Genomic DNA, 19978 nt, shown 5'->3' with positions numbered 1-19978 from the left:
AAAACAATCTAGAGACCTTTCTCTTTTCCGAAATCAAAAAGGACCCAACTCTCTGATGATCAACTTCAAAAAAGCGCTTGTTCCTACTATCTATCTTCTCTCAAGCAGACAAACCGTCTCAACGTGGCTCGAGAGGACAGAATGAATGTCATTTGAGTGGTCTGTTCTCGGAAACATATCCACGGCAATTTTGGCACTATCGGTAGGCGGGAACATATCAACCTCTTTTAAGGGAGTCTTCCCACTACAAATGCAACTTCTTCTGTTTTTCTATCCTTTCTAGAAATTCTTGGTGTTTCTATGACTTATTTTTCTTGCGAGCATCAAACCATATATAAATCCGAATATTGCCTACAAGTTTGCAATGAGTTAACTTTATTTCTTTCATCTTCGTTACGGTCATATCTCTCAAACATATAATTTAAACCATCATAATCCATCATTCCATAAGGATAACTTAACACCATAGTGTGTTAAGCATTTCAGATACATTCTGTTAACCTAAAAAATTGGCACAAGAACATCATCAATCAATATTGCTTTGGAATAACACTGAACCTTAGCTGACAGTTCTGTCACTGCCGTAAATGGTTTTTGAAAAAATTCCAGATAACCTCATTCGCATTTATCTCCTGGCTTGTTTTGCCAATAACCCGCTCCGGCAGTTTAGAAGAACCTGCGGGCCAAGTATGTCCGCCGCCTTCGATTGCATATAGAATCACTTCCGTCCCTTCCAGTCCTCCGGTATAAGTGATTCGCCTTACTTGGGTGCCATCATTGGAGTCATTATCCAGTTTAGTGGTTTCCGCGGGGATAATTGAGCATTGGTTGTGCTTTACCCATAATTCAATGCTTTCGCGGGCTGAAAGTACTTTACCGAGCTTTTTATTTCCAAAAGGGCCGGTTATATCTCCACCTTGCCAGGGCATCAGTGGATCGGCTGTATTATTGATAACCAGCATGGAAACGGGTTTGCCGGGTGTATAATTTGCTGCTAAATTCTCGGGAATATTACCATCCACCGGAGCTGCTGCTGTGATTTTTTCAGACAATTCACCGGCAAGGCGATAAGTCATCATCGCTCCATTGGACATTCCTGTAACATAAACCCTCTGTGGGGCAACATTCTCTTCTTTAACCAGTTGATCAATCAAGGCAGAAATAAAGCCGACATCGTCAATATTCTCCCGGTGTGCCCTGTAGTCTACCTCTTCTTTGCTACGGCCGTCGTTCCAATGATTTTCAACAGCATCCGGATAAGCTACAACAAACCCTTCCTCGTCTGCCAACACATTAAAACCGCCTTGGGTTGATTCCACCATTCCGGCACCGCTTCCGCCGCCACCATGCAAGACGATAACCAGCGGCAGGGGTTTGGATTGATCTCGGTCAGGCGGAGTGTGCATCAGATAAGTTCGTTTTAAACCATCGACCATTATGGAAGCTTCCGTGTCTTGAGAATCCCGGTCGTTATTTAAAGCGTTAACCGCCAGACCAATCACAGAGAGAGTGACAGCCAATATTAATGAGACTAAAATTAATCGTTTCGACTTCATCATCCTTTCTCCCTTCTTAAGCTTCACTTTCCATAACATAATTTAATATAGCATTAGCTCCGGCTTGATACCCTCCAGCCTCTCGGAAATCCTCACCTATTTTCCCTGCACTTTCGTAAAATGATCTGCTCTCCATAATGTAAGCAGACTTTTCAAGAAGATATTCCGCATCAATATCCTTTTTTGTTGTACATATCCCCGCACCCAATTCCTCAACTCTTTTGGCAACCATGACCTGCTCGGATTGCTGTGGCAAAATCAATAGAGGTACCCCGAAATAAAGAGCTTCGTTCACACTATTCATTCCACCATGGGATATAAACAAACTGGCCCTTTTTAAGACTTCAATCTGGGGAACATAATCCTCAATATAAATATTGGACGGTACAACTCCAAGTTCTTTTTTATTTACTTTGCTGCCTATGGAAATCAATACATTGAATTCCGACTTAGAAAATGCTTTTATACATTCCCTGTAAAAATCCAATCTTTCATTTGCAATAGTCCCTAAAGAGATAAAGACAAGCTTCCTGTCCCCCATATTTCCAAATAAAAAATCCGGGGCATCCTTCCTGTCGTAAATTGACGGGCCTATGAATGCGAACTTATCACCAAGCTTAGCTCCATCCGGCTGAAATTGTAAAGATGTGAATACAATATTTAAATCTTCTTGGTTGCGGAAAAGATCCATTATCTTGCTGTCTACTCCATATTCTACTTTTAATCTTCTTTTTATCGAAACAATATCAAGAATTGGGCCTATACCTACTTCAACCGCCATTTTTAAAATTTTCTTTCTAAATCCATCGGCTTTATTGGTTGTCTCCCCGGAGAACACAAAGGTAGATGTCGTATTTATAGCCTTTATTCGAAGATGCTTTGCTATATACTTGCCCCAGGGACACATGGAATCATGGATGATGTAATCAGGCTGCAATTTTCTAATATATTTCATCTCTTTGGACATTACCTCTTCTGTGGCTTTTAACAGCATTCCTGCCAGCTTTACAAAATTACCGCCTGATGCTGGCCCTTGAGGAAGAGAGAAACTGTAGGGCTTATATTTTGCACCTGCTTTTTCAATTTTTTCTCTGAATTCTTCAGTACTGTAATATATGATTGTTTCTCCTCTTTCCACCAGCTCATTTACTATTGGCAGTGTTGGGTTAATATGTCCATGGGCAGGTACATTAAAGAAAATTCCGATTCCCATTAGTTTTCACCTTCCTCTCAAAGCCTTTCCTTTTTCCATATCCTTATTCACTCTTATGTCTGTACTGCATGGCAATAAGTCTTATTCTATTACTGAAGAACTCCTTCTAATAACTTTGTAAGTTCGTTTATTTCATTTAATAGCAGTTCCAGATTCTTAGTCAGGGCTTTTTGCATCTCCAGTATGTCGGGAAACATTGCCTTTGCCTCTTCATATTTTCCTTCAGAGAACAGTTGGGCCATTTCATCCCACATCTTCTGTAGTTCTTCACTTCCTGTTTTTACATATTCCTGATAGCCTGCGAGCTTTTCAATCTCCTGTTGTATCTGATTCAACTCTTCGGGAGTGAGTTCTAAGGTGCCCTGTTCATAGCCGTCCTGAAATTGCTCCAGAAGGGGCTTAAGGGTTTCCAGGCCTTCGTATATCTCCTGCATATATTGCTTATTTCCTGGTTTTCTTTAAACTCTTTTTTCCATTCTTCAATCTGCTCCGCATTCTCTTCCTTGTATTTACTTCCTTTATCTTCTAGATCGCTCAATTTAGATCTTTTCTCAGACCTATTATCTACATTGTTACTTGATATCATCAGGCTGTTTACATCATTCTGCTGGATTTTTAGTTTACTTGCTCCACCAATGGCTTTTTGCAAGGAATTAAACATTGCCTCTTCTTCAGCTGGTGGTGCTTCCTCTCCTGTTAACAACTGTCAGGCCTTTTCAGCATTGGGCAATCCGTAACCGGACTTCTGTGGTCCACAAGACAATCACTATTGTAGTTCCAGAAGCTCCCGCCACAGACTCCAAAAACAATCTGGAGACCTTTCTCTTTTCCGAAATCAAAAAGGGCCCAACTCTCTGATGATCAACTTCAAAAAAGCGCTTGTTCCTACTATCTATCTTCTCTCAAGCAGACAAACCGTCTCAACGTGCCATGTCTGTGGAAACATATCAAATGCCTTAATAGACGAAATTTCAAATCCTGCTTCCATTAGCTTTGCAACATCTCTTGCCAGAGTTGCAGGGTCACAAGAGACATAGAAGATTCGCGAGGGCTTAACCTTTTCGAGAAGTTTAATACCTTCACCCACGCCGGCTCTGGGAGGATCTAGAATAACAGTCGAAAACTTCCTCTCATTTGATTTCAAGTAATCCATGACGTCACTCATGACGAGATCAATACCGAACATTCCATTTAGATTCGCGTTGGCTCTTAGTGCCTTTACCGAAACGGGATTCGCCTCTACTGACGTGACCCTCTTCATCTGATTCCCGATGGTAATCGAGAAGGTTCCAATGCCACTATATAGATCAAGGAGAGAATTACCGACCGATTGTCCCATTTCATTCACTATATGCTCAACTATCAGCTCAGTAACTTCGAGATTATTCTGAAAAAACGCAACTGGAGGAACTTCAAATCTCTTCGCCGAAAGTTCCTGTTCCAGGATACCCTCACCAAAAAGAGTTCTTGAGACTCCCCTCATCACAACTCTGTCACTGCTGTTCATTAGATGAACGAGCGTTGAAACCTCGCTCAGTCTTTTCTTCACGTTATAGACTATATGGTCTTCATCCGGGAGACGTTCACCCTTCGTAACAAGAATTGCCATAACCTGACTTCCATTGCCTCTCAGAATCAGGTGCTTAAGTTCACCCTTTCCATTTGTTCTGTTATAAGGTCTTAGAGAAGTCTTTCTTAGAATATCTTCAATAACTGCTCTTGTCTTCTCGAAATCTCTCAAACCCAAGACGCAATCCTGACAACTCACCGGGAACTTGCTGTTCCTCCTGTAAAGACCAAGGGAGAGTCCCTTCTTCCCATGATAGCAAACAAATTCCATTTTCAGTCTGTAGTTCACTTCTTTCGGGGAGGGAACAATCTCAAAGTTATCAAGTTTGATCTTTCCAACTCTGCTGAACTGCTCTCGAATTATCTCTCTTTTCCAATTGAGCTGTTGAGAATACTCGAGCGTCTGCCAGTCACATCCGCCGCAGACTGGAAAACTTCTGCATAGTCTTTCCCGTCTTGAATTCGAGGGGGTTACGATCCTCTCGGTTTTCATCAGATGGAAGTCGTTCTTTCCAACGCTTCGGCTTGCAAGAACCACTTCCCCGGGGTAACCTCCGTCCAGCAACGCAACCTTACCTTCTCTCGTTCTGGCAAGAGAGTACCCTCCGGCAATAAGCTTCTCTATCTTCAGTTCTTCCATCACATACTATCGGGAGCTTCTACTCCAAGAAGCCCTAACCCGGCTTTCAAAATGTTTTGCAGAGCCTTGCACATTGCCAATCGGGCTCCGGACAGAGCAGGATTCTCGGGATCAACGATGATGTTCTTGTTGTAGTATCCGTGAAATGCCCTTGATAGATCCTCCAGATAAGACGTCAGACGATTTGTCCTGTAGTCTGTCACTATAGAATCTAGAATCTCAGGGAAGATGGTCAATAGCTTGATGATTTTTCTGTCTTCCTGAGTATTAAGCAACTTCAACGAACTCGCTGATATTGCCACATTCTTCTCATCTGCAGTCCTAAAGACATTGCTGATTCTTGCGTTGGCATATTGGACGTAGAATACCGGATTGTCATTTGATTTCTGTCTGGCGAGATCAATATCAAAAAGCATGTGTGTATCGGGATCAAACATTGCGAAGAAATACCTTGTTGAATCGACCCCAACAGCCTCAACCAACTCGTCAAGTGTCGTGAATTCTCCTCTTCTTGTTGACATCTTCACGACTTCGCCCTCTCTTTTGAGGTTCACATACTGGTGAATAATCACGTTTAGAAAATCATCATCTATATCGAGAGCTTTCATCGCTGCTTTCATTCTGGGTATGTGTCCCATGTGATCTGCACCCCAGATGTCGAAGACTTTCTTGAACTTCCTCTCGTGCTTGTTGTAATGGTAAGCAATATCTGTCATGAAGTAAGTGTTGGTACCGTTTGATCTAACTAGAACCTTGTCATCATCTTCCACAAAGCTCGATACCTTAAGCCATCGTGCTCCTTCAGACTCGTATATCAACCCCTTACCTTCGAGAGATTTGATAACGAATTCAACTGTTCCGTCTTCAATAAGAGAACTCTCATAGAAGACATTATCGAAATCCACTCTCAGCTTCTTCAAGGTTCCCAAAATGTCTTCAAGCATCTTTTCAAGCGCATATTTCTTGAAGAAACTTTCTGATTCGTCGTTCCAGCTCCCTTTGAAGCGTTCACCAACTTCATCTACCAGTCCTTTCGCAATCTCAACCAGGTACTCGCCTTGATAACCATCCTCGGGAAGTTCTTCTTCCCGGCCCAGGAGATGATTGTACCTTACCCACAAAGATCTGCCAAGAAGCCCTATCTGTCGGCCAGCGTCATTTATATACATCTCTTTCTGAACCCTGAAACCTCTTGAAGAGAAGACCCTGCAGAGAACATCTCCGAACACAGCCTGACGTCCATGACCAACCGTAAAAGGCCCTGTTGGATTGGCGCTCGCAAATTCGAACTGAATATTTGTTTCGCCCTGTTTTTTCCAGAAGCCTGGTTGTTCAAAGATCTTGGCCAGTACAGAAGAAAGATAATCTATGGAAAAATCGACGTTGATGAACCCGGGCCCGGCCACCTCAACTCTACTGTAATCCGATTCTTTTCGTAGCTCTTCGGAAATCGAAACAGCGATTTCTCTGGGATTCCTCTTCAGAGATCTTGATAGAATGAAGGCAACATTGGTCGAGAGGTCACCGTATCCTTCGGGAGGTATCTCAATCTTAAAATCGACTTCCTCTTCTTTTAAACCGAACTCTTCTAACAAGCGATTTATTGTGCTCTCCAACTTTTCCTTGAACACAGGTCACCTCCAAATTAGAGCAATATACTTTAGCATACAAAAGCATAACACCGCATTGTTGTGATACGGTTTAGTCTACGTTTCCTCGCGCCCATAAACACAATTGAAAGCAATGACTTATATATGTATTATATTAGAGATAACCAAAACAAGGAGGGTTAAGATGGGCGTAAACCTTAAAGGAAAAAGCTTTTTGACACTGCTTGATTTCACCAGCGATGAGATCCGCTATCTACTGGACATAGCAAGACAGGTGAAGGTAGAGAAACGGGCTGGAACACCGACCAGTAGATTCGCCGGCAAGACACTGGCAATTGTATTTGAGAAGCGGTCCACAAGGACAAGAACTGCCTTCGAGACTTCTTTCGGAGAAGAGGGAGGGCACGCGGTATTTCTCTCAAAAGACGACATTCACCTTGGAGTCAAAGAGGATCTGAAGGATACTGCAAGAGTCCTTGGAAGAATGTTCGATGCGATAGCGTTCAGAGGCTTCAAACAGGAAACAGTTGAAGTGCTCTCACAGTGGTCAGGGGTCCCTGTCTACAACGGTCTTACTGACCTGTACCACCCGACTCAAATCCTCGCAGATTTCATGACGATCGAGGAGAGTCTAGGCAGCCTTAAGGGTCGAAAGCTTGTCTTTGTAGGTGATTCCAGAAACAACATGGCAAACTCTCTAATGATAGGTTCTGCAAAGATGGGACTGCATTTCGTTGCATGCGGGCCAAAAAGCCTTCACACAGACCCAGCAATCGTTGACAAGTGCAAGGAGATTGCGAAAGTGTCTGGAGCTAAGGTTGAGGTAACTGAAGACATAGAGAAGGCACTGATGGACGCCGATGCGGTTTACACAGATGTTTGGGCATCTATGGGAGAAGAAGCGAAGCTGCAGGAAAGAATTGCCCTGTTGAAGCCCTATCAGGTAAATGGCGAGATGATGAGAAAGACTGGAAAGACCGAGAGCATCTTCCTTCACTGCCTCCCTGCAGTCAAAGGAAACGAAGTGACTGAAGATGTCTTTGAGAGTCCCGTTTCAAAAGTCTTTGAAGAAGCCGAGAACAGAAAGCACACAATTAAGGCAGTTATGATAGCCACACTGCTGTAGGGGGTAAAATGAAGAGAATTGTTGTTGCAATAGGTGGGAATGCGCTTAATAAGCCAAATGAAAAACCAACTGCCGAAGTAATGCAAAAGAACCTGCTTTCGACAACCTCCTATCTTGCAGATCTTATAGAGGAAGGCTATGAACTGGTTATTACTCACGGCAATGGACCTCAGGTAGGAAACCTGCTGGTTCAACAGGACATCGCTAAAGAAGTATTTCCCCCCTTTCCAATTGATGTCAACGACGCGATGACTCAAGGCTCGATCGGTTACTTGATTACTCAGACTTTGAACAACGAACTAATCAAGCGCGATCACAAGAGAGACATCGCTTGCGTTCTAACCCAGATAGTTGTAGATAAGAATGATCAGGGCTTTCAGCACCCTTCGAAACCTGTAGGACCATTCTATGACGAAGAGACCGCAAAGGAACTTGAGAGAACCAAGGGCTGGACTGTCAAAGAAGATGCCGGGAGGGGCTTCCGCCGTGTAGTTCCTTCGCCAATCCCTCTTGATGTTCTTGAGATTGAACCGATAAGAGAGATGATTAAAGATGGGACTATAGTAGTTGCCGCAGGCGGTGGTGGAATCCCAGTCGTCAGAGAGAAGTCGGGAGCGATCAGTGGAGTTGAAGCCGTTATAGACAAGGACAGAGCCTCAGCATTACTTGGAAAACTTATTGAAGCGGACGCTCTCGTAATCCTCACCGGAGTAGACCATGCCTACATAAACTTTGGGAAAAAAGATCAGCAGGAACTAAAGGAGTTGACCGTTGAAAAAGGCCGAGAGTTAATGGAAGCTGGCCACTTTGCAAAGGGAAGCATGCTGCCGAAAATTGAATCCGCAATCGATTTTGTCTCCAGAACGGGAAAGGAAGCTATAATAACCTCTCTGGAGAAGGTTGACCTGGCACTTAGGGGGAAATCGGGTACAAGAATTGTTCCATGAATGGAAGCCGGGTATTCCCGGCTTCACTGTTCATTTCTAACACATTGTGATATAATATGTGTTATACGAATGATTGAAAGGAGTGACGACAGTGCGTGGACAAGAAACGAGAGAGAGAATAATGGAGGCAGCTATACAGGTCATCGCTGAAGAAACGATCGAGGGCCTAAGCACACGAAAGGTTTCAAGCATAGCAGAAGTAAATCTTGCAGCCATTCATTATCACCATCGCTCCAAAGAGGGAATGCTCATAGACCTCTCTAGGCACATTCTGAACAACTACGTTCTTCCGCGACTCGAACCACTAATAGACCAGTCAAAACAACCAGTGGACATCGCTCATGATCTCTACACGGAAGTCCTGAAGCTTTATTCGGAAAGGTCAGACATAATGGTTTCTCTCGTATATCTTTGGCTTCACGGGATGAAGAACAAAAGAGTAAGGGAGATTCTTATTAATGCAAGAGCAGACTTCTATGATAGGGTTGAGAGAGCTCTCGGTGCTTCAATGTCTATGAGACGAGCCTCTAAAGTTTCTCATCGGCTTCTCACATATGTGGCCGGCAAAGTAATGGAAATGTCAGTAGATGGAGATATGCCAGACGAAAAGGAAGTCGACGAAATGGCAAAGCTCCTATCATAACTGTTCACCGATTGAGAACTTATCGCGATTCGTCACATTCTTTAGACTTTTGTGTGGGGGAAGAAGAGTTTTCTAGTTCAGGAATCCCAGGTTCAGCTGCATTCCAACGAAGCTGTACACTGGGAAAGGATCGAATGTTGAGAGATCGTCCTTGATCTCCCATTTTAGCGTCCCAACAAGCTCAACGCTCTCTATACTCAGGAAGTAGAATTTCTTGTCGATGTCCAGTCTTCTTCTGGCGGAAAATCCAATGGAAGTGAAACTCTGCTTTTCCGTTTCACCGGCGACCTTCTGAAATCTGCCCAGAGTTGCACTTATGGCGCTGAGACCGTTGTCGAAAAACACTTCTGTTTTCAGCTGCCCACCAAGAAAGGATGCATTTGGAGCAGCGTACTCGTACAGTCCTCCGATCTCAAGGTATACAACATTGAAATCGTACCCCAGCTCTGCAACCACCCTTGCCTCCTGCAACGAAGAGAAAGAAACCCGGGAAGCGAGATGAAAGTTTGCGTCATGGCCCAGAGTGAAGTAAGGACCTTCATCCATGAACCAACCGGCCTCTATAAAAGAAAGTATGCCGATCCTAAGTCCCACATCTTCGAAACCCAGCATAGCCTTCACCGATCCGGGAGACAGTATTCTCGAAGAGTGAGTCGAAGCAAACGATGTGACCGAAATCAAACTAAACACGAGCACAATAATATATACTCTTTTCATAAGGAACACCTCTGTATTGAAAGTACATATTCAGTATACAACAGATTTGCGATTATTCTCCGGTGGAGGGCTATTATGAAGAAAACAAGGTTCTGGGTTCTTGGATATTTCATAGCAGTGTTTATGACTCTCTTTCTCTTTCCTACGACCTCAAGGGTTCTCGGACTGGCCTTTATATTTTCGCTGATTATCAACACACCGGCTCAATTTGTCAGCAGAAAGATCCCTAGGGGAGCCCTAAACATAGTAACCGGCATAGCTCTTCTATCATTCATGTTCTTCCTTATCTACAGCGTAATTCCTATAACAATCAAGGGTGTGAGAAGCCTTTCGTTGGAGCTGGACTCTCTTTTCAATGGTGGCACCTTCGACAAGTGGCTGGAGAAGCTTCCCCCATTCATTTCCGAAGCGATAGTTGACGTAGTCGATAGCGCTTCCCAATGGTTGAGTGACGCGGCAATCATGGTTGGGCAATACGTTGCCTCAAACATCACTTCATGGATTACAGGCGTTGTCCTGCTCATAATTGCAGGTTTTGTGATCGCAAGGAAGACCAATATGATCCAGAAAAGCGTGCCCATACTCTTTCCCGGGTGTGATCAGGACAAGGTGAGCAGCTTCTTTCACTCACTGTACAAGGATTTTCAGACCTTCATTGGCGGTCAACTGATAATTGCGCTTATTGTCGGAACAATAATCGCAGTAGGATCGACCTTTCTCGGTGTCCCAAATGCGATATTTCTTGGTTTGTTAGCAGGAATAACGAATTTCATCCCTTATCTTGGTGTGGTCATCACGTCAGTTCCGATGATAGTGCTTTCTTTCGTAAACAAAGGACTTTGGGGAGTTGTTGGAGCCATCGTGTTGCTAGTTTTCGCCAACCAGCTGGAGATCTGGTTCCTATCACCAAAAATTCTATCGAACAGAGTTAAAATTAACTGGTTCATCGTGCTGGTATCGATTATAGGGTTTGGGGAGCTGCTTGGCGTCTTTGGAGTTGTTTTCGCAGTTCCAATCCTCATATTCGTAAAGAGGTACTGGATGGACTTCGTTCTCAGTGAAAGGAGTGGTAGTAATTGGGAATCTACGATAGAGACTGGTACAAAGAAAGTCGAAGAAGTGAGTCCTCAACTCCAGGAAGAAAACCAGACAGATTCACAAAAGGGCTGATCGTCGGACTGATAGTTGGGTTTGTGATCGGATTTCTTGTCTTTGGCTTCATATAGTTGTGTTAGATAATGAAAGGGGCGAGAAACAACCCGCCCCTTTTTCATAAAAACACTCGGTGAAGTAACTCTCTTTCTAGAAAACGTACGACAGATAAGGCCTGATCTCGAAAATCGGCTTCTCGTATCCTCCGTTCTTCTTGAAATAATCTCCGAAGTAAATCGAGAAATCACTTCCGAAAGTGAAATCCCCGTAAGGAATCATTATGTTCAGCGTCATTATGTTTGCGTTTACAGTCTCACCGACAGGACCACTCCAATCCTCAGGATTCGTAAACTGACCGGGGTCGTCTTCTGGTTCTTCCATATTCAAGTATGGTGTTTTAAGAGTAACCTCTCCCTGTTTGAAGTGATCATACACGAAGGAGATTGAAAGTCCGTTCGTCATTATTGCATTAGCCATCAGCGAGAATCCATTGAGATCAGGTCCGTACTTGAATCCCAGAGGATAATCTGTGAAATCCCTGCTTCCGGGAAGTTCGGATTTAGTGTAGATTCTGTTTGTAAATGTAAGAAGCGGCTGCCAGCGATTGTACATCCACGTGTCCGTGTGATACAGCTCCACAGAGGCAAGAAGCAACGTTTCCTTTATATCCATCGCGTATCTAAGACCCCCGCCATAAGCCAGTGCCGTTGGTTTACCTCGCGCTCCGGCCTCAGTAGACCCGAAAGAAACGTCATCTATGGCGATTTCTCCGTACAGTTCAATACCCTTGAAAGGAACCAGAGAGAGATCGAGCGAAGCCATGACGTTGGAGAAATCTTCACCGTAGGTATTGTGGAAGATGATGAATGGGTTGACGTCGTTCAAATCCGGGTGCTTCCCACCGACAACATTGAGCTCGCCTACGCCGAGTCTCCCCCATGTCGAAAACTGAACATCGAACCGATGCCCGATGATCGTCTTCGCTCCTTCGGTGTAAGGCCTTCTCTGGTTCAGATCCCACACCTTTCCCTGCTTCACCCATTCTTCATCGTTCAGTAGCGAAGTCGGGGTTATGACCAGAAAAGAATAGGTAAAACGGCCGTTTTTCCAGAGAGGCGTAGTATATGAAGAAGAGATATTATCGTAATACGATGAGGCATCACTTATCGTCAATCCGTTTCTCATAGGACCCCAGGCCACCTTGTATCTCCCTAGGGAAGCATAGAAGCTATCGCTAGCATAGGATACATAACCGAATGTTGGCCAGCTCATATCAAGCGCCTCGAGTTTCCCTTCAAAAAGCTCCACTGGAAAATTCATGTACGGCTTTGAATCAAAGTTATCACCGTGACTGATGTAACTCCTGTAGTCTTTATGAATGTCGAGATTAATGAATCCCGTGATGTTGTCGGATACTTCGCTCTCAAAACCCAGCACAAACCAGGGCTTTAAAGTATCGTACCGATACCTTAAGTAAAGAGGGACAACAGATTGCAACCAACCCTTTTGCTTGAATGGTTCGAAGTTATGTATCAGGAACTGCGGAGTGACTCTAAGAAAGATGTCGGTACCGACAGAAGTCTTAGTCCATTGCTGTCTAAGCTGGACAGAGGCAAATCCCTCTGGAATTGCCGCATTTGCAGTAAAGAGCGTTCTACCATCAACCAAGTTTCTGCCCAAAAACAAGTTGTATTGATCTGTGCCCTTGAACATCAAGGTACCCTGGCTTGCCAGAATTGCCACTGCCAACACCAAGAAAAACGGCAAGGTGATCTTCTTCATCTGAATTACCTCCCTAAAATAGTGAAAACCTTTTGATGAAACCCACGTTTATCCAGAAATCAATGTTATCGGCAAAAATTACTTTACCATCGGCAAAAAGCGCTGTATCAGGGCAACAAGTGAAGAAACTCGCCAAAGACAGAATCAGAGATCTGTTGATTGGTTTCTTCGGACCGTACCAGTCTTGATCGAAAGGTGGAGAGTATGGAGAATCAATTGTAAACGATCCTTCTCTCAGAAGTTCCAATGCAACTTTCACCAACGTATTCTGGCTCTCGTACTCGATGCCAACAAGGCTCAACGTTGAGTCAGGTCCATAAGGAAATCCAAAAAAACCCGTGATAACCGGCCAAGAATCGAGATGCAAGACGTTAAATCGGTATTGATAGGTGAACTTGCCGATGCTTGTACCTCTATTGTAGAGATAGGTAGTCGCGTGGTAGTGTTCGATCCGCAGTCTAAGTCCGCCGCTATTCAAAAGTGTTCGATCTCTGATTTCGTTCTCTGATTCAGTGAATCTTAGTCCAGAATAGGGCAAGCCATCAGATATTTTCCAGGAAAAACCTGCAAACCAGCCAAAGGCCGTGGGATTGGAATTAGGACTCTCCGTAGAAAGTCTAAAATCATCAAGTGTGAACTCGCCGTAAGCTATTACATCGCTTAGCTTTATCTCTGCTGCAAGTGTGGCAGTGACATTTGAGTTGCTTTGATATGTATGGTGGTAAATCAAGAACGGTCCGAGATCTTGCAGATCCGGGTAGACTCCATATACGAGGTTTTCCTCTCCGAAAGTCAATTTCAGGTTGTCATTCATGTATCCAAAGCGGTGGCCGAGAAGCGTCTTGGGTCCCCCGCCAACTGTTCTGTCAGAAGATATCACAAAGAAATTATAAAGATACTCTCCCGATTTGGCTTTGCCATTCAACTCAATCCACAGGTGGTCGAAATACGGCAAAGTATTGGAAAGAACAAAACTGTAAGTAGAACTGCCTAAGCTCAGTTTTCGCCTACCCAAAGAAATCAACGAATTTGCATCTTTCCTCTCGAAGTAACCCAGTCTGGGAAAGTTCACGTCAACGGCCGGAAGAAAGGAAGTCGTGGAAAGCGGTAGATTGCTGAACCAGTCTCCCATAAGATAATCCGAAAACTCCTGCCTCAAGTCCATGTTCACGTACAATCTCGAATTACCAAACGTTATCTCCAACCCCCCCGAAAAGATCGCCGGAACCCGCATGTACCTGTTTAAATCTTCTAAATCTGGCTCGTAGTTACTCGTGACAGATGGAATATTATCAAGAGTTAATGAAGGTGAAAGAATCACGTGTAGGCCCGTGCTTCCCAGAACCATTAGTGGTATGATAAGCATCAACAAAGATAAACAACATTTCGACAATACATTCACCCCCATTGGGATTTTACACCAGGAGGAGTGATAATCGGTGCCGTTTTTTCTTTCTAGAGCCTCTTCCAGCGCTCGCGAGATAGCGACAGAAATCTTTATATACTCAAATCTAAGCGTTACGGCTCTTTTCAGTCAGTTCTTCCACAGCAAAGGCTTTTCATCAATAGAGATCGGGATTCTGATGGCGGTCACTCCTACCCTCTCAATTATTGCAAATCCTTTTTGGTTCAGGCGATCAAGCAGGATAGGGGGGCCGTCTGTTATGGGAATAGTCTCTGTCGTCTCGGCAGTCTCTGTCTGGGCAGTCTTCATTTCACCAGACTTTGAAACTTCATTGATTGCAATGTGTTTCTTCGCATTCTTTGTTGTGAGCATCATACCTATCGCGGAGTCTGTGGTCGTTCCTTCTTTGAGAAACAAGGGGAAACGCTTCGATCGCGTAAGATTGTTCGGTACGATTGGCTATTCCATTACGGCCCTTATATCGGGAATCATACTGAAGTACGGATTTGTCTCTATCTTCATAATAGCCACAGTGTCCCTATCTACAGTGGCCTTGGTAAGCAGAACCTATCCGACGGGAAGGAAGCTGAAAAGGTCAGATGAAGAGATTGATCGTTCATCTTTGCCACTTCAATTCTATCTACTTCTATTGGCCGGTGCCGCCTCAATTACTATTGGAGCGTTTGGATCAACTTTTTTGCCTGTCCTAACCAGTGAAAGGGGATTCGAAGTTTCCTCAACAGGGTTTGCATTTTCGTTAATGGCTTTTTCGGAAGTCCCCTTCCTTTTCTTTGCAGAGAAGGTTGTTGAGAGATTGGGTAACACACGCCTTCTCGTGATAGGAATCTTTGCAACCGGCCTTCGATGGTTTTTGACATCGATGGCGACTTCTTTTCCTATCTTTCTCCTTCTTCAAATGCTTCACGGCATTAACTATATCGTAGTCTATTACTCGGTTATGAATTACATTCATACCAGATTTGAAGCCAGCAAAGCTACCAGAGCGCTTACAATCTACTGGATGTCAACTACAGGACTGAGCTATCTTCTTGGCTCCGTACTTGGCGGTGTACTTATTCGCGCATTCGGGATTGTGAGAGTGTACACTGCCACAGGAATAACCGGTATGGCAATTGCCATCTTCTTCTCGTTGTTATTTGCAGCGCTCCACAAACGAACTGCCTTCACAAACCGTTAACTCTAATGCCGATACAAACGGTATACTTAAAATAGGTAATTACAATTGAGGGTGATACAATGAAAGGGATGAACCGCATAAAGCAAACAATGATGGATATCTCTATGGACGTAGACTCCTATCTTGAGAAGGACCCGACAGCTTCCAGCAAATGGCACATCATTTTCTTCTCGGCGGGCTTTCATGGTCTCTTGCTATACAGAATTTCCAGTCTTCTCTGGAATAACAGGCTTGGTTTGCTTGCCAGAGGCCTCCATTACATTTCAAGGATACTTTATTCAATGGATATTCACCCTGCCGCTCGAATAGAAGGTGGCGTTGTAATTGATCATGGTGTAGGCGTTGTTATAGGTTCGACAGCTTCAGTGGGAACGGGAACGCTGATTTATCACGGAGTGACTCTGGGATCAAAGAATGTGATGAAGGGAAAGCGTCACCCGGACATTGGCAGAAACGTTGTGCTTGGGGCGGGAGCGAAAGTGTTAGGGCCAATATACGTATGCGACAACGCGAGGGTCGGCGCGAACAGCGTAGTTCTTGAGCATGTTCCTCAAGGCTCTCTGGCAACAGGCATACCCGCAAGAATTCATGAGAGTGCGAAGAATGTGGAGGCTTAAGCAAAATGGTATTTCATGATCTTATAGGTAATACGCCCATGTTGGAACTCAGTTCTCTCAGAAGTTCTGCGACCATCCTTCTGAAGATCGAGAAAAACAACCCTGGAGGTAGTATTAAGGACAGGACTGTCCTTGGAATGATGCTTGATGCTGAAAGGAAAGGCCTTCTCAGAAAAGGGATGACCATCGTTGAACCCACGAGCGGCAACACGGGGATCGCGATCTCCATGCTTGCAGCTTCAAGAGGTTACAGGTCGGTTGTTTTCATGCCTGAATCTGCAAGCATTGAACGAGTCAAGCTAATGAAAGCCTTTGGTGCGAAAGTGATAAGAACTCTCTCTGATAAAGGAATATCCGGTTCATATGATGAAGCTAAGAGCTTTCTCAACAGTAATCCCGGTTCAATGATGCTTGATCAGTTCAATAATGAGGCGAATCCCTTGTTTCACTTCTCTACTACTGGTCCTGAGATGTTTCGGCAGGTCAACCGAGAGCTGGACGCTTTCATTTGCGGCATGGGAACGGGAGGAACAGTAACCGGTATTGGGCGCTTTCTCAAGAAGGAAGTTCAGAGTATTCATATTGCCGGAATAGAGCCCGCTGGCTCTCCATTCATTTCGGAAGGAAGGAGCGGCTCTCACAGAATTCAGGGAATCGGTCCCGGTTTCAGACCGAAGGTCCTCGACCTTTCAGTGCTGGATGAAGTAATCACCATTGAGGACGAAGAGGCTCTCTCTATGATGAGATGGCTTCACAAGAAAGAGGGGTTAATGGTTGGAATATCATCCGGAGCCAACGTCGCAGGCGCTCTTAAGCTTGCCGAAAAGGGCATGAAAAGAATCGCAACGATCGCTCCGGATGGTTATGAAAGATACTTGAGCGTAGATATCAGTTAGTTTTCAGAACCAGCAATGCCCCGGTGTTTTTCCCTGTCTGCCAGTCTTCTTGAAGTAGAACAGCAGCTTCCTTCCCACTGAAAACAATGTCAACCGGATAACCATCTAACTCTACATATTCTATCGTATTTCCCCTACTATCCAAAACTTCTAGTGTTCCAGTAATAGTCTCAAGAACGTAAATTCTATCTCCATTGTGAACAACCTTCATTGGACCGCGACCCATCAAATCGAATTTCTGGGTACGGTAAGTTGCTAAATCCACTGTCATTATCTGGTCTTCGCCGGTCAATGCAATCCAGATCTTTCCGTTGTGAATCACCGGGAAATTTGGATATTTACCCAGCTGAACTGAAGTGATCTCAGTCAAATCACTCTTTGAAAGAATCTTGAGATTCTCCTCCACATATGAAACGAGGAAGATTTTCTCTCCCCCCAGAAGAATGTAAGATGGCCGCTTACCAATATCTGCTTCCTTTATCAGATTACCCCATTCATCAAATACTAGAAGTCCTTTTTCTGTCTCGTGAGAATTCGTAAGAAGATTATAGTTGTGGAAAAGCGACACGAAAAAGAACTCCGAATCCTCCGCTATAGATAGAGCTATCACTGGAAGCTTCTGCCTCTTTATTATCTCCCTCTTGGAGATGTCGAGCAGAAGAAACTCGAAATCATTAGTCAACATTCCAACCTTTCCATCGATAAAGGACCCAGTGATTAACCTGCTAGAAGTGGGAATCTCATCGATCTTCTTCCATTTGCTGGGGTGACCGGAAACATCGACAACAATCACTCTCCCACTGTAGAATCCAAAGCAGTAGAGCTTCCCATCCCTATAGATGAGATCATTTATCCCATCGTTTCTCATTGAATCGAAAATAGTCAGGGGTCTGAAACTCGTGTCGAAAACCACTAACTCCGAGTCCCCTTTAACAAGGGTTACAAAGTACGTCCCGCTGCTATTCTCAACCTTAATAAGTGCCGAAGGCATTATTCCCAGAGGATATCTCTGACCAAGAGTGATCGTTCCTGATGCCGTAACTGCAATTATTCCAACGAATAGGAAAAAGAGAATCGGTGATCTTTTCAAGGTTTCTTCACCACATACACCAGAAGATCTTCTTTGAAATTTGACGCTATATCGAAATCGTGGGTGTAAACATCGATCTTATTGCCCCTTATAGAACTACCGGTGTCCTCAACAACAAAGAATCCTTTGTTTGGAGAGGATGAGAAAAACGGGATATAGACAATCGAGCCAAGAGGAATTACGACTGGATCGGCAGCAACGGTTCGATATCCCTTCACAAAATCCCCGCTCGCAGTCATTTTGAAAGAAGGTGACGTCGGATTCTTTGCATCATCCCATTCTGTGTACATTGTAACCTCGAAAGTCCCGACATTCTCGAATATTATATCGGCTGGATTGACAGGCACATCGGCTTTCCAGAATTCAAAGTGAAGATTTCCTTTTGCATCGGAGGCTGATCCGATCGTATCTCCAACCCGAACAAAATCGCCTTTCACTACTGTGCGACTCCCGAGACGCGCGTACACGGTCTTTATGTTGTTTCCGTGATCAACGACAACCATCTCGCCGTATAGATCGTTCACTCGCTCGGACAAAATAACCTTTCCAGGAAGAAAAGCCGTGATCCTTGATCCGGGCGGTACAGTCAAGTCCATACCTGGATTGGCGTAACCGTAATCATAGCTTCCAAAATTCGATTCGATAGAGTCGACAAGAAAGTCCACTCCAAGGTTCAAACCGAAATGAGTTGCAATTGATGCCTTTGCCATCAGATTGTCAAGAGAAAGAGGAATCTTGATCTCGTCACCACGGTAGATCAGATCCCAGTTTTTAACATCCGTGTTCATGGCCTTCAGCTGTTCCACGGTCACCCCATACGCTTGAGCAATGCTCCACAGGTTATCGCCTGACTTAACAATGTACGATACATAAGACGTAGGTTCAATGGTCTCGTAAGCAGCTGCTCCCAGTCTGCTTCGAATGTCGGAAATCTCTCCCAGGAAAGTGGCCATAGTCACAAACTCTCTCTGTTCAGGCTTTTCCTGCTGTTCAATTGCCTCGAGATTGCTGGCAAGCTCTCTCGTTCTTGAGTCCATTTCCTCTATTCTCGAAACGAATTCGTTGAAAACCTCTGCATCTATCACAGAGGAACCCACAGTCTGCTCCAACTCGGCAAGTCTTCTTGCCAGTGAATCGTACTTGGCGCTGTCTACCAGTGAAGTATCCGTCCTGGCAGAAAGCTCTTCAATCTTCTGCAAAAGTTCATCGTATCTGCCGTCTGCGTTTTCCGGTTCCTGCTGAACGATAACGGTCTCCGTATTCTTGATCTCTTCAATCCTCTGTAGAAGCTCCTCGTACTTTGCTTCGTCGATTGAACTATCGTAACTGCCGACTTCAGAAATTCTCTGGACGAGTTCTGAATATCTTGAAGAATTTAGATACTCGAGTGCCTGAACTTTTCTGTTGAGGTCGTCGATTTCTCGGGTGATGATATCATTTTCCACCGAGCCGGTAAGAACACCGTCAATCTTGTCATAAAGTGTCTTAACTATTGCTGCGGAAGAAGCTGAATCGATTACTGATTCGGCGAGCATATTCTTTATTATCTGAAGTTCGGCCCTAAGGGCTTCGAGCTCCTCATAGCCTGCATACGTAGGCTCTATTGCTTGAACAAAGTTAATCCGGAAGGCAAGCTCTTGAACTGCGTCTTCCAGCTGGGCAATCTTTCTCTGACCGAGAGCCAGAGAATCGATCTTCTGTTCAATAGAATCCATCCTTGCAAGAAAGTCATCTCTAGTAATAAACGGAGAGTTACATCCTGTAAAAAGTACAAGCACAGATATAAGAAGAGTTAGAAGGATAATCTTTTTCAACTG

At 44.3% G+C, this 19978-nt stretch carries 18 protein-coding genes; 7 read left to right on the top strand and 11 right to left on the bottom strand.

Annotation, left to right across the window (positions count from 1 at the left end; genetic code table 11):
- Positions 1-575 precede the first annotated feature (575 nt).
- From B3K42_RS01435 to argS, 6 genes are all read right to left on the bottom strand, one after another.
- Positions 576-1556, bottom strand: a complete 981-nt coding sequence (locus B3K42_RS01435) for an alpha/beta hydrolase family esterase (protein ID WP_292596399.1) — start codon at positions 1554-1556, stop codon at positions 576-578.
- A 16-nt stretch (positions 1557-1572) separates the two neighbouring features.
- Positions 1573-2769, bottom strand: a complete 1197-nt coding sequence (locus B3K42_RS01430) for a macrolide family glycosyltransferase (RefSeq protein WP_110989780.1) — start codon at positions 2767-2769, stop codon at positions 1573-1575.
- Between the two features lie 89 nt (positions 2770-2858).
- On the bottom strand, positions 2859-3104 hold the full coding sequence (locus B3K42_RS01425; RefSeq protein WP_110989779.1) for a hypothetical protein: 246 nt from the start codon (positions 3102-3104) through the stop codon (positions 2859-2861).
- Between the two features lie 17 nt (positions 3105-3121).
- Positions 3122-3472 (bottom strand): hypothetical protein, encoded by a 351-nt coding sequence (locus B3K42_RS01420; protein WP_110989778.1) that lies wholly within the window; start codon positions 3470-3472, stop codon positions 3122-3124.
- Between the two features lie 189 nt (positions 3473-3661).
- Entirely contained in the window at positions 3662-4978 is a 1317-nt protein-coding gene (rlmD, locus tag B3K42_RS01415) for a 23S rRNA (uracil(1939)-C(5))-methyltransferase RlmD (RefSeq protein WP_110989777.1), read from the bottom strand.
- A complete protein-coding gene (argS, locus tag B3K42_RS01410) occupies positions 4978-6609 on the bottom strand; it encodes an arginine--tRNA ligase (protein ID WP_110989776.1) in 1632 nt (543 codons plus the stop codon). Before argS ends, rlmD begins: the two co-directional genes overlap by 1 nt.
- A gap of 163 nt (positions 6610-6772) precedes the next feature.
- On the opposite strand from argS, the gene argF reads away from it, so the two are divergent.
- The 3 genes from argF (at position 6773) to B3K42_RS01395 (ending at position 9304) form a co-directional block, all read left to right on the top strand.
- Positions 6773-7714, top strand: a complete 942-nt coding sequence (gene argF / locus B3K42_RS01405; RefSeq protein WP_110989775.1) for an ornithine carbamoyltransferase — start codon at positions 6773-6775, stop codon at positions 7712-7714.
- An 8-nt stretch (positions 7715-7722) separates the two neighbouring features.
- Complete coding sequence (gene arcC, locus B3K42_RS01400; protein WP_110989774.1) at positions 7723-8661, top strand: carbamate kinase; 939 nt, start codon at positions 7723-7725, stop codon at positions 8659-8661.
- 91 nt (positions 8662-8752) lie between these two features.
- The gene (locus B3K42_RS01395) at positions 8753-9304 is read left to right on the top strand and encodes a TetR/AcrR family transcriptional regulator (protein WP_110989773.1); all 552 of its coding nucleotides are present in this window, start codon (positions 8753-8755) and stop codon (positions 9302-9304) included.
- A gap of 72 nt (positions 9305-9376) precedes the next feature.
- Here B3K42_RS01395 and B3K42_RS01390 read toward each other — a convergent pair whose 3' ends face one another.
- Positions 9377-10021, bottom strand: a complete 645-nt coding sequence (locus tag B3K42_RS01390; RefSeq protein WP_110989772.1) for a hypothetical protein — start codon at positions 10019-10021, stop codon at positions 9377-9379.
- Between the two features lie 75 nt (positions 10022-10096).
- Here B3K42_RS01390 and B3K42_RS01385 point away from each other — a divergent pair, with 75 nt between their 5' ends.
- Positions 10097-11191, top strand: a complete 1095-nt coding sequence (locus B3K42_RS01385; protein WP_110989771.1) for an AI-2E family transporter — start codon at positions 10097-10099, stop codon at positions 11189-11191.
- A gap of 132 nt (positions 11192-11323) precedes the next feature.
- Here B3K42_RS01385 and B3K42_RS01380 read toward each other — a convergent pair whose 3' ends face one another.
- Together B3K42_RS01380 and B3K42_RS01375 are read right to left on the bottom strand one after the other, a co-directional pair.
- The gene (locus tag B3K42_RS01380) at positions 11324-12955 is read right to left on the bottom strand and encodes a capsule assembly Wzi family protein (RefSeq protein WP_110989770.1); all 1632 of its coding nucleotides are present in this window, start codon (positions 12953-12955) and stop codon (positions 11324-11326) included.
- Between the two features lie 13 nt (positions 12956-12968).
- A complete protein-coding gene (locus B3K42_RS01375; protein ID WP_110989769.1) occupies positions 12969-14348 on the bottom strand; it encodes a hypothetical protein in 1380 nt (459 codons plus the stop codon).
- 46 nt (positions 14349-14394) lie between these two features.
- Between B3K42_RS01375 and B3K42_RS01370 the strand changes: the two genes are divergently transcribed.
- From B3K42_RS01370 to cysK, 3 genes are read left to right on the top strand one after another with little or no spacing between them, the layout of a single operon-like run.
- Positions 14395-15558, top strand: a complete 1164-nt coding sequence (locus B3K42_RS01370) for an MFS transporter (protein WP_110989768.1) — start codon at positions 14395-14397, stop codon at positions 15556-15558.
- A 59-nt stretch (positions 15559-15617) separates the two neighbouring features.
- On the top strand, positions 15618-16175 hold the full coding sequence (epsC, locus tag B3K42_RS01365; RefSeq protein WP_110989767.1) for a serine O-acetyltransferase EpsC: 558 nt from the start codon (positions 15618-15620) through the stop codon (positions 16173-16175).
- Positions 16176-16180: 5 nt separating this feature from the next.
- On the top strand, positions 16181-17071 hold the full coding sequence (cysK, locus tag B3K42_RS01360; RefSeq protein ID WP_110989766.1) for a cysteine synthase A: 891 nt from the start codon (positions 16181-16183) through the stop codon (positions 17069-17071).
- Here cysK and B3K42_RS01355 read toward each other — a convergent pair.
- On the bottom strand, positions 17064-18161 hold the full coding sequence (locus tag B3K42_RS01355; RefSeq protein ID WP_110989765.1) for a YncE family protein: 1098 nt from the start codon (positions 18159-18161) through the stop codon (positions 17064-17066). The genes cysK and B3K42_RS01355 overlap by 8 nt on opposite strands.
- A complete protein-coding gene (locus B3K42_RS01350; protein WP_258367096.1) occupies positions 18158-19975 on the bottom strand; it encodes a peptidoglycan DD-metalloendopeptidase family protein in 1818 nt (605 codons plus the stop codon). The genes B3K42_RS01355 and B3K42_RS01350 overlap by 4 nt, the downstream gene beginning before the upstream one ends.
- Positions 19976-19978 lie beyond the last annotated feature (3 nt).

Origin of the sequence: Mesotoga sp. UBA6090 (assembly GCF_002435945.1) — a bacterium.
In the GTDB taxonomy this organism is placed as follows: domain Bacteria; phylum Thermotogota; class Thermotogae; order Petrotogales; family Kosmotogaceae; genus Mesotoga.
Note: the sequence above shows the minus strand (reverse complement) of the source record. Positions and strands in the feature narration are given on the sequence as shown.

Bases quoted from the DNA above. Each gene is read 5' to 3' on its own strand.
- B3K42_RS01435 (WP_292596399.1), bottom strand. From the start codon at position 1,556: ATGAAGTCGAAACGATTAATTTTAGTCTCATTAATATTGGCTGTCACT.
- cysK (WP_110989766.1), top strand. From the start codon at position 16,181: ATGGTATTTCATGATCTTATAGGTAATACGCCCATGTTGGAACTCAGT.
- B3K42_RS01430 (WP_110989780.1), bottom strand. From the start codon at position 2,769: ATGGGAATCGGAATTTTCTTTAATGTACCTGCCCATGGACATATTAAC.
- arcC (WP_110989774.1), top strand. From the start codon at position 7,723: ATGAAGAGAATTGTTGTTGCAATAGGTGGGAATGCGCTTAATAAGCCA.
- B3K42_RS01390 (WP_110989772.1), bottom strand. From the start codon at position 10,021: ATGAAAAGAGTATATATTATTGTGCTCGTGTTTAGTTTGATTTCGGTC.
- epsC (WP_110989767.1), top strand. From the start codon at position 15,618: ATGAAAGGGATGAACCGCATAAAGCAAACAATGATGGATATCTCTATG.
- B3K42_RS01385 (WP_110989771.1), top strand. From the start codon at position 10,097: ATGAAGAAAACAAGGTTCTGGGTTCTTGGATATTTCATAGCAGTGTTT.
- rlmD (WP_110989777.1), bottom strand. From the start codon at position 4,978: ATGGAAGAACTGAAGATAGAGAAGCTTATTGCCGGAGGGTACTCTCTT.
- B3K42_RS01380 (WP_110989770.1), bottom strand. From the start codon at position 12,955: ATGAAGAAGATCACCTTGCCGTTTTTCTTGGTGTTGGCAGTGGCAATT.
- argF (WP_110989775.1), top strand. From the start codon at position 6,773: ATGGGCGTAAACCTTAAAGGAAAAAGCTTTTTGACACTGCTTGATTTC.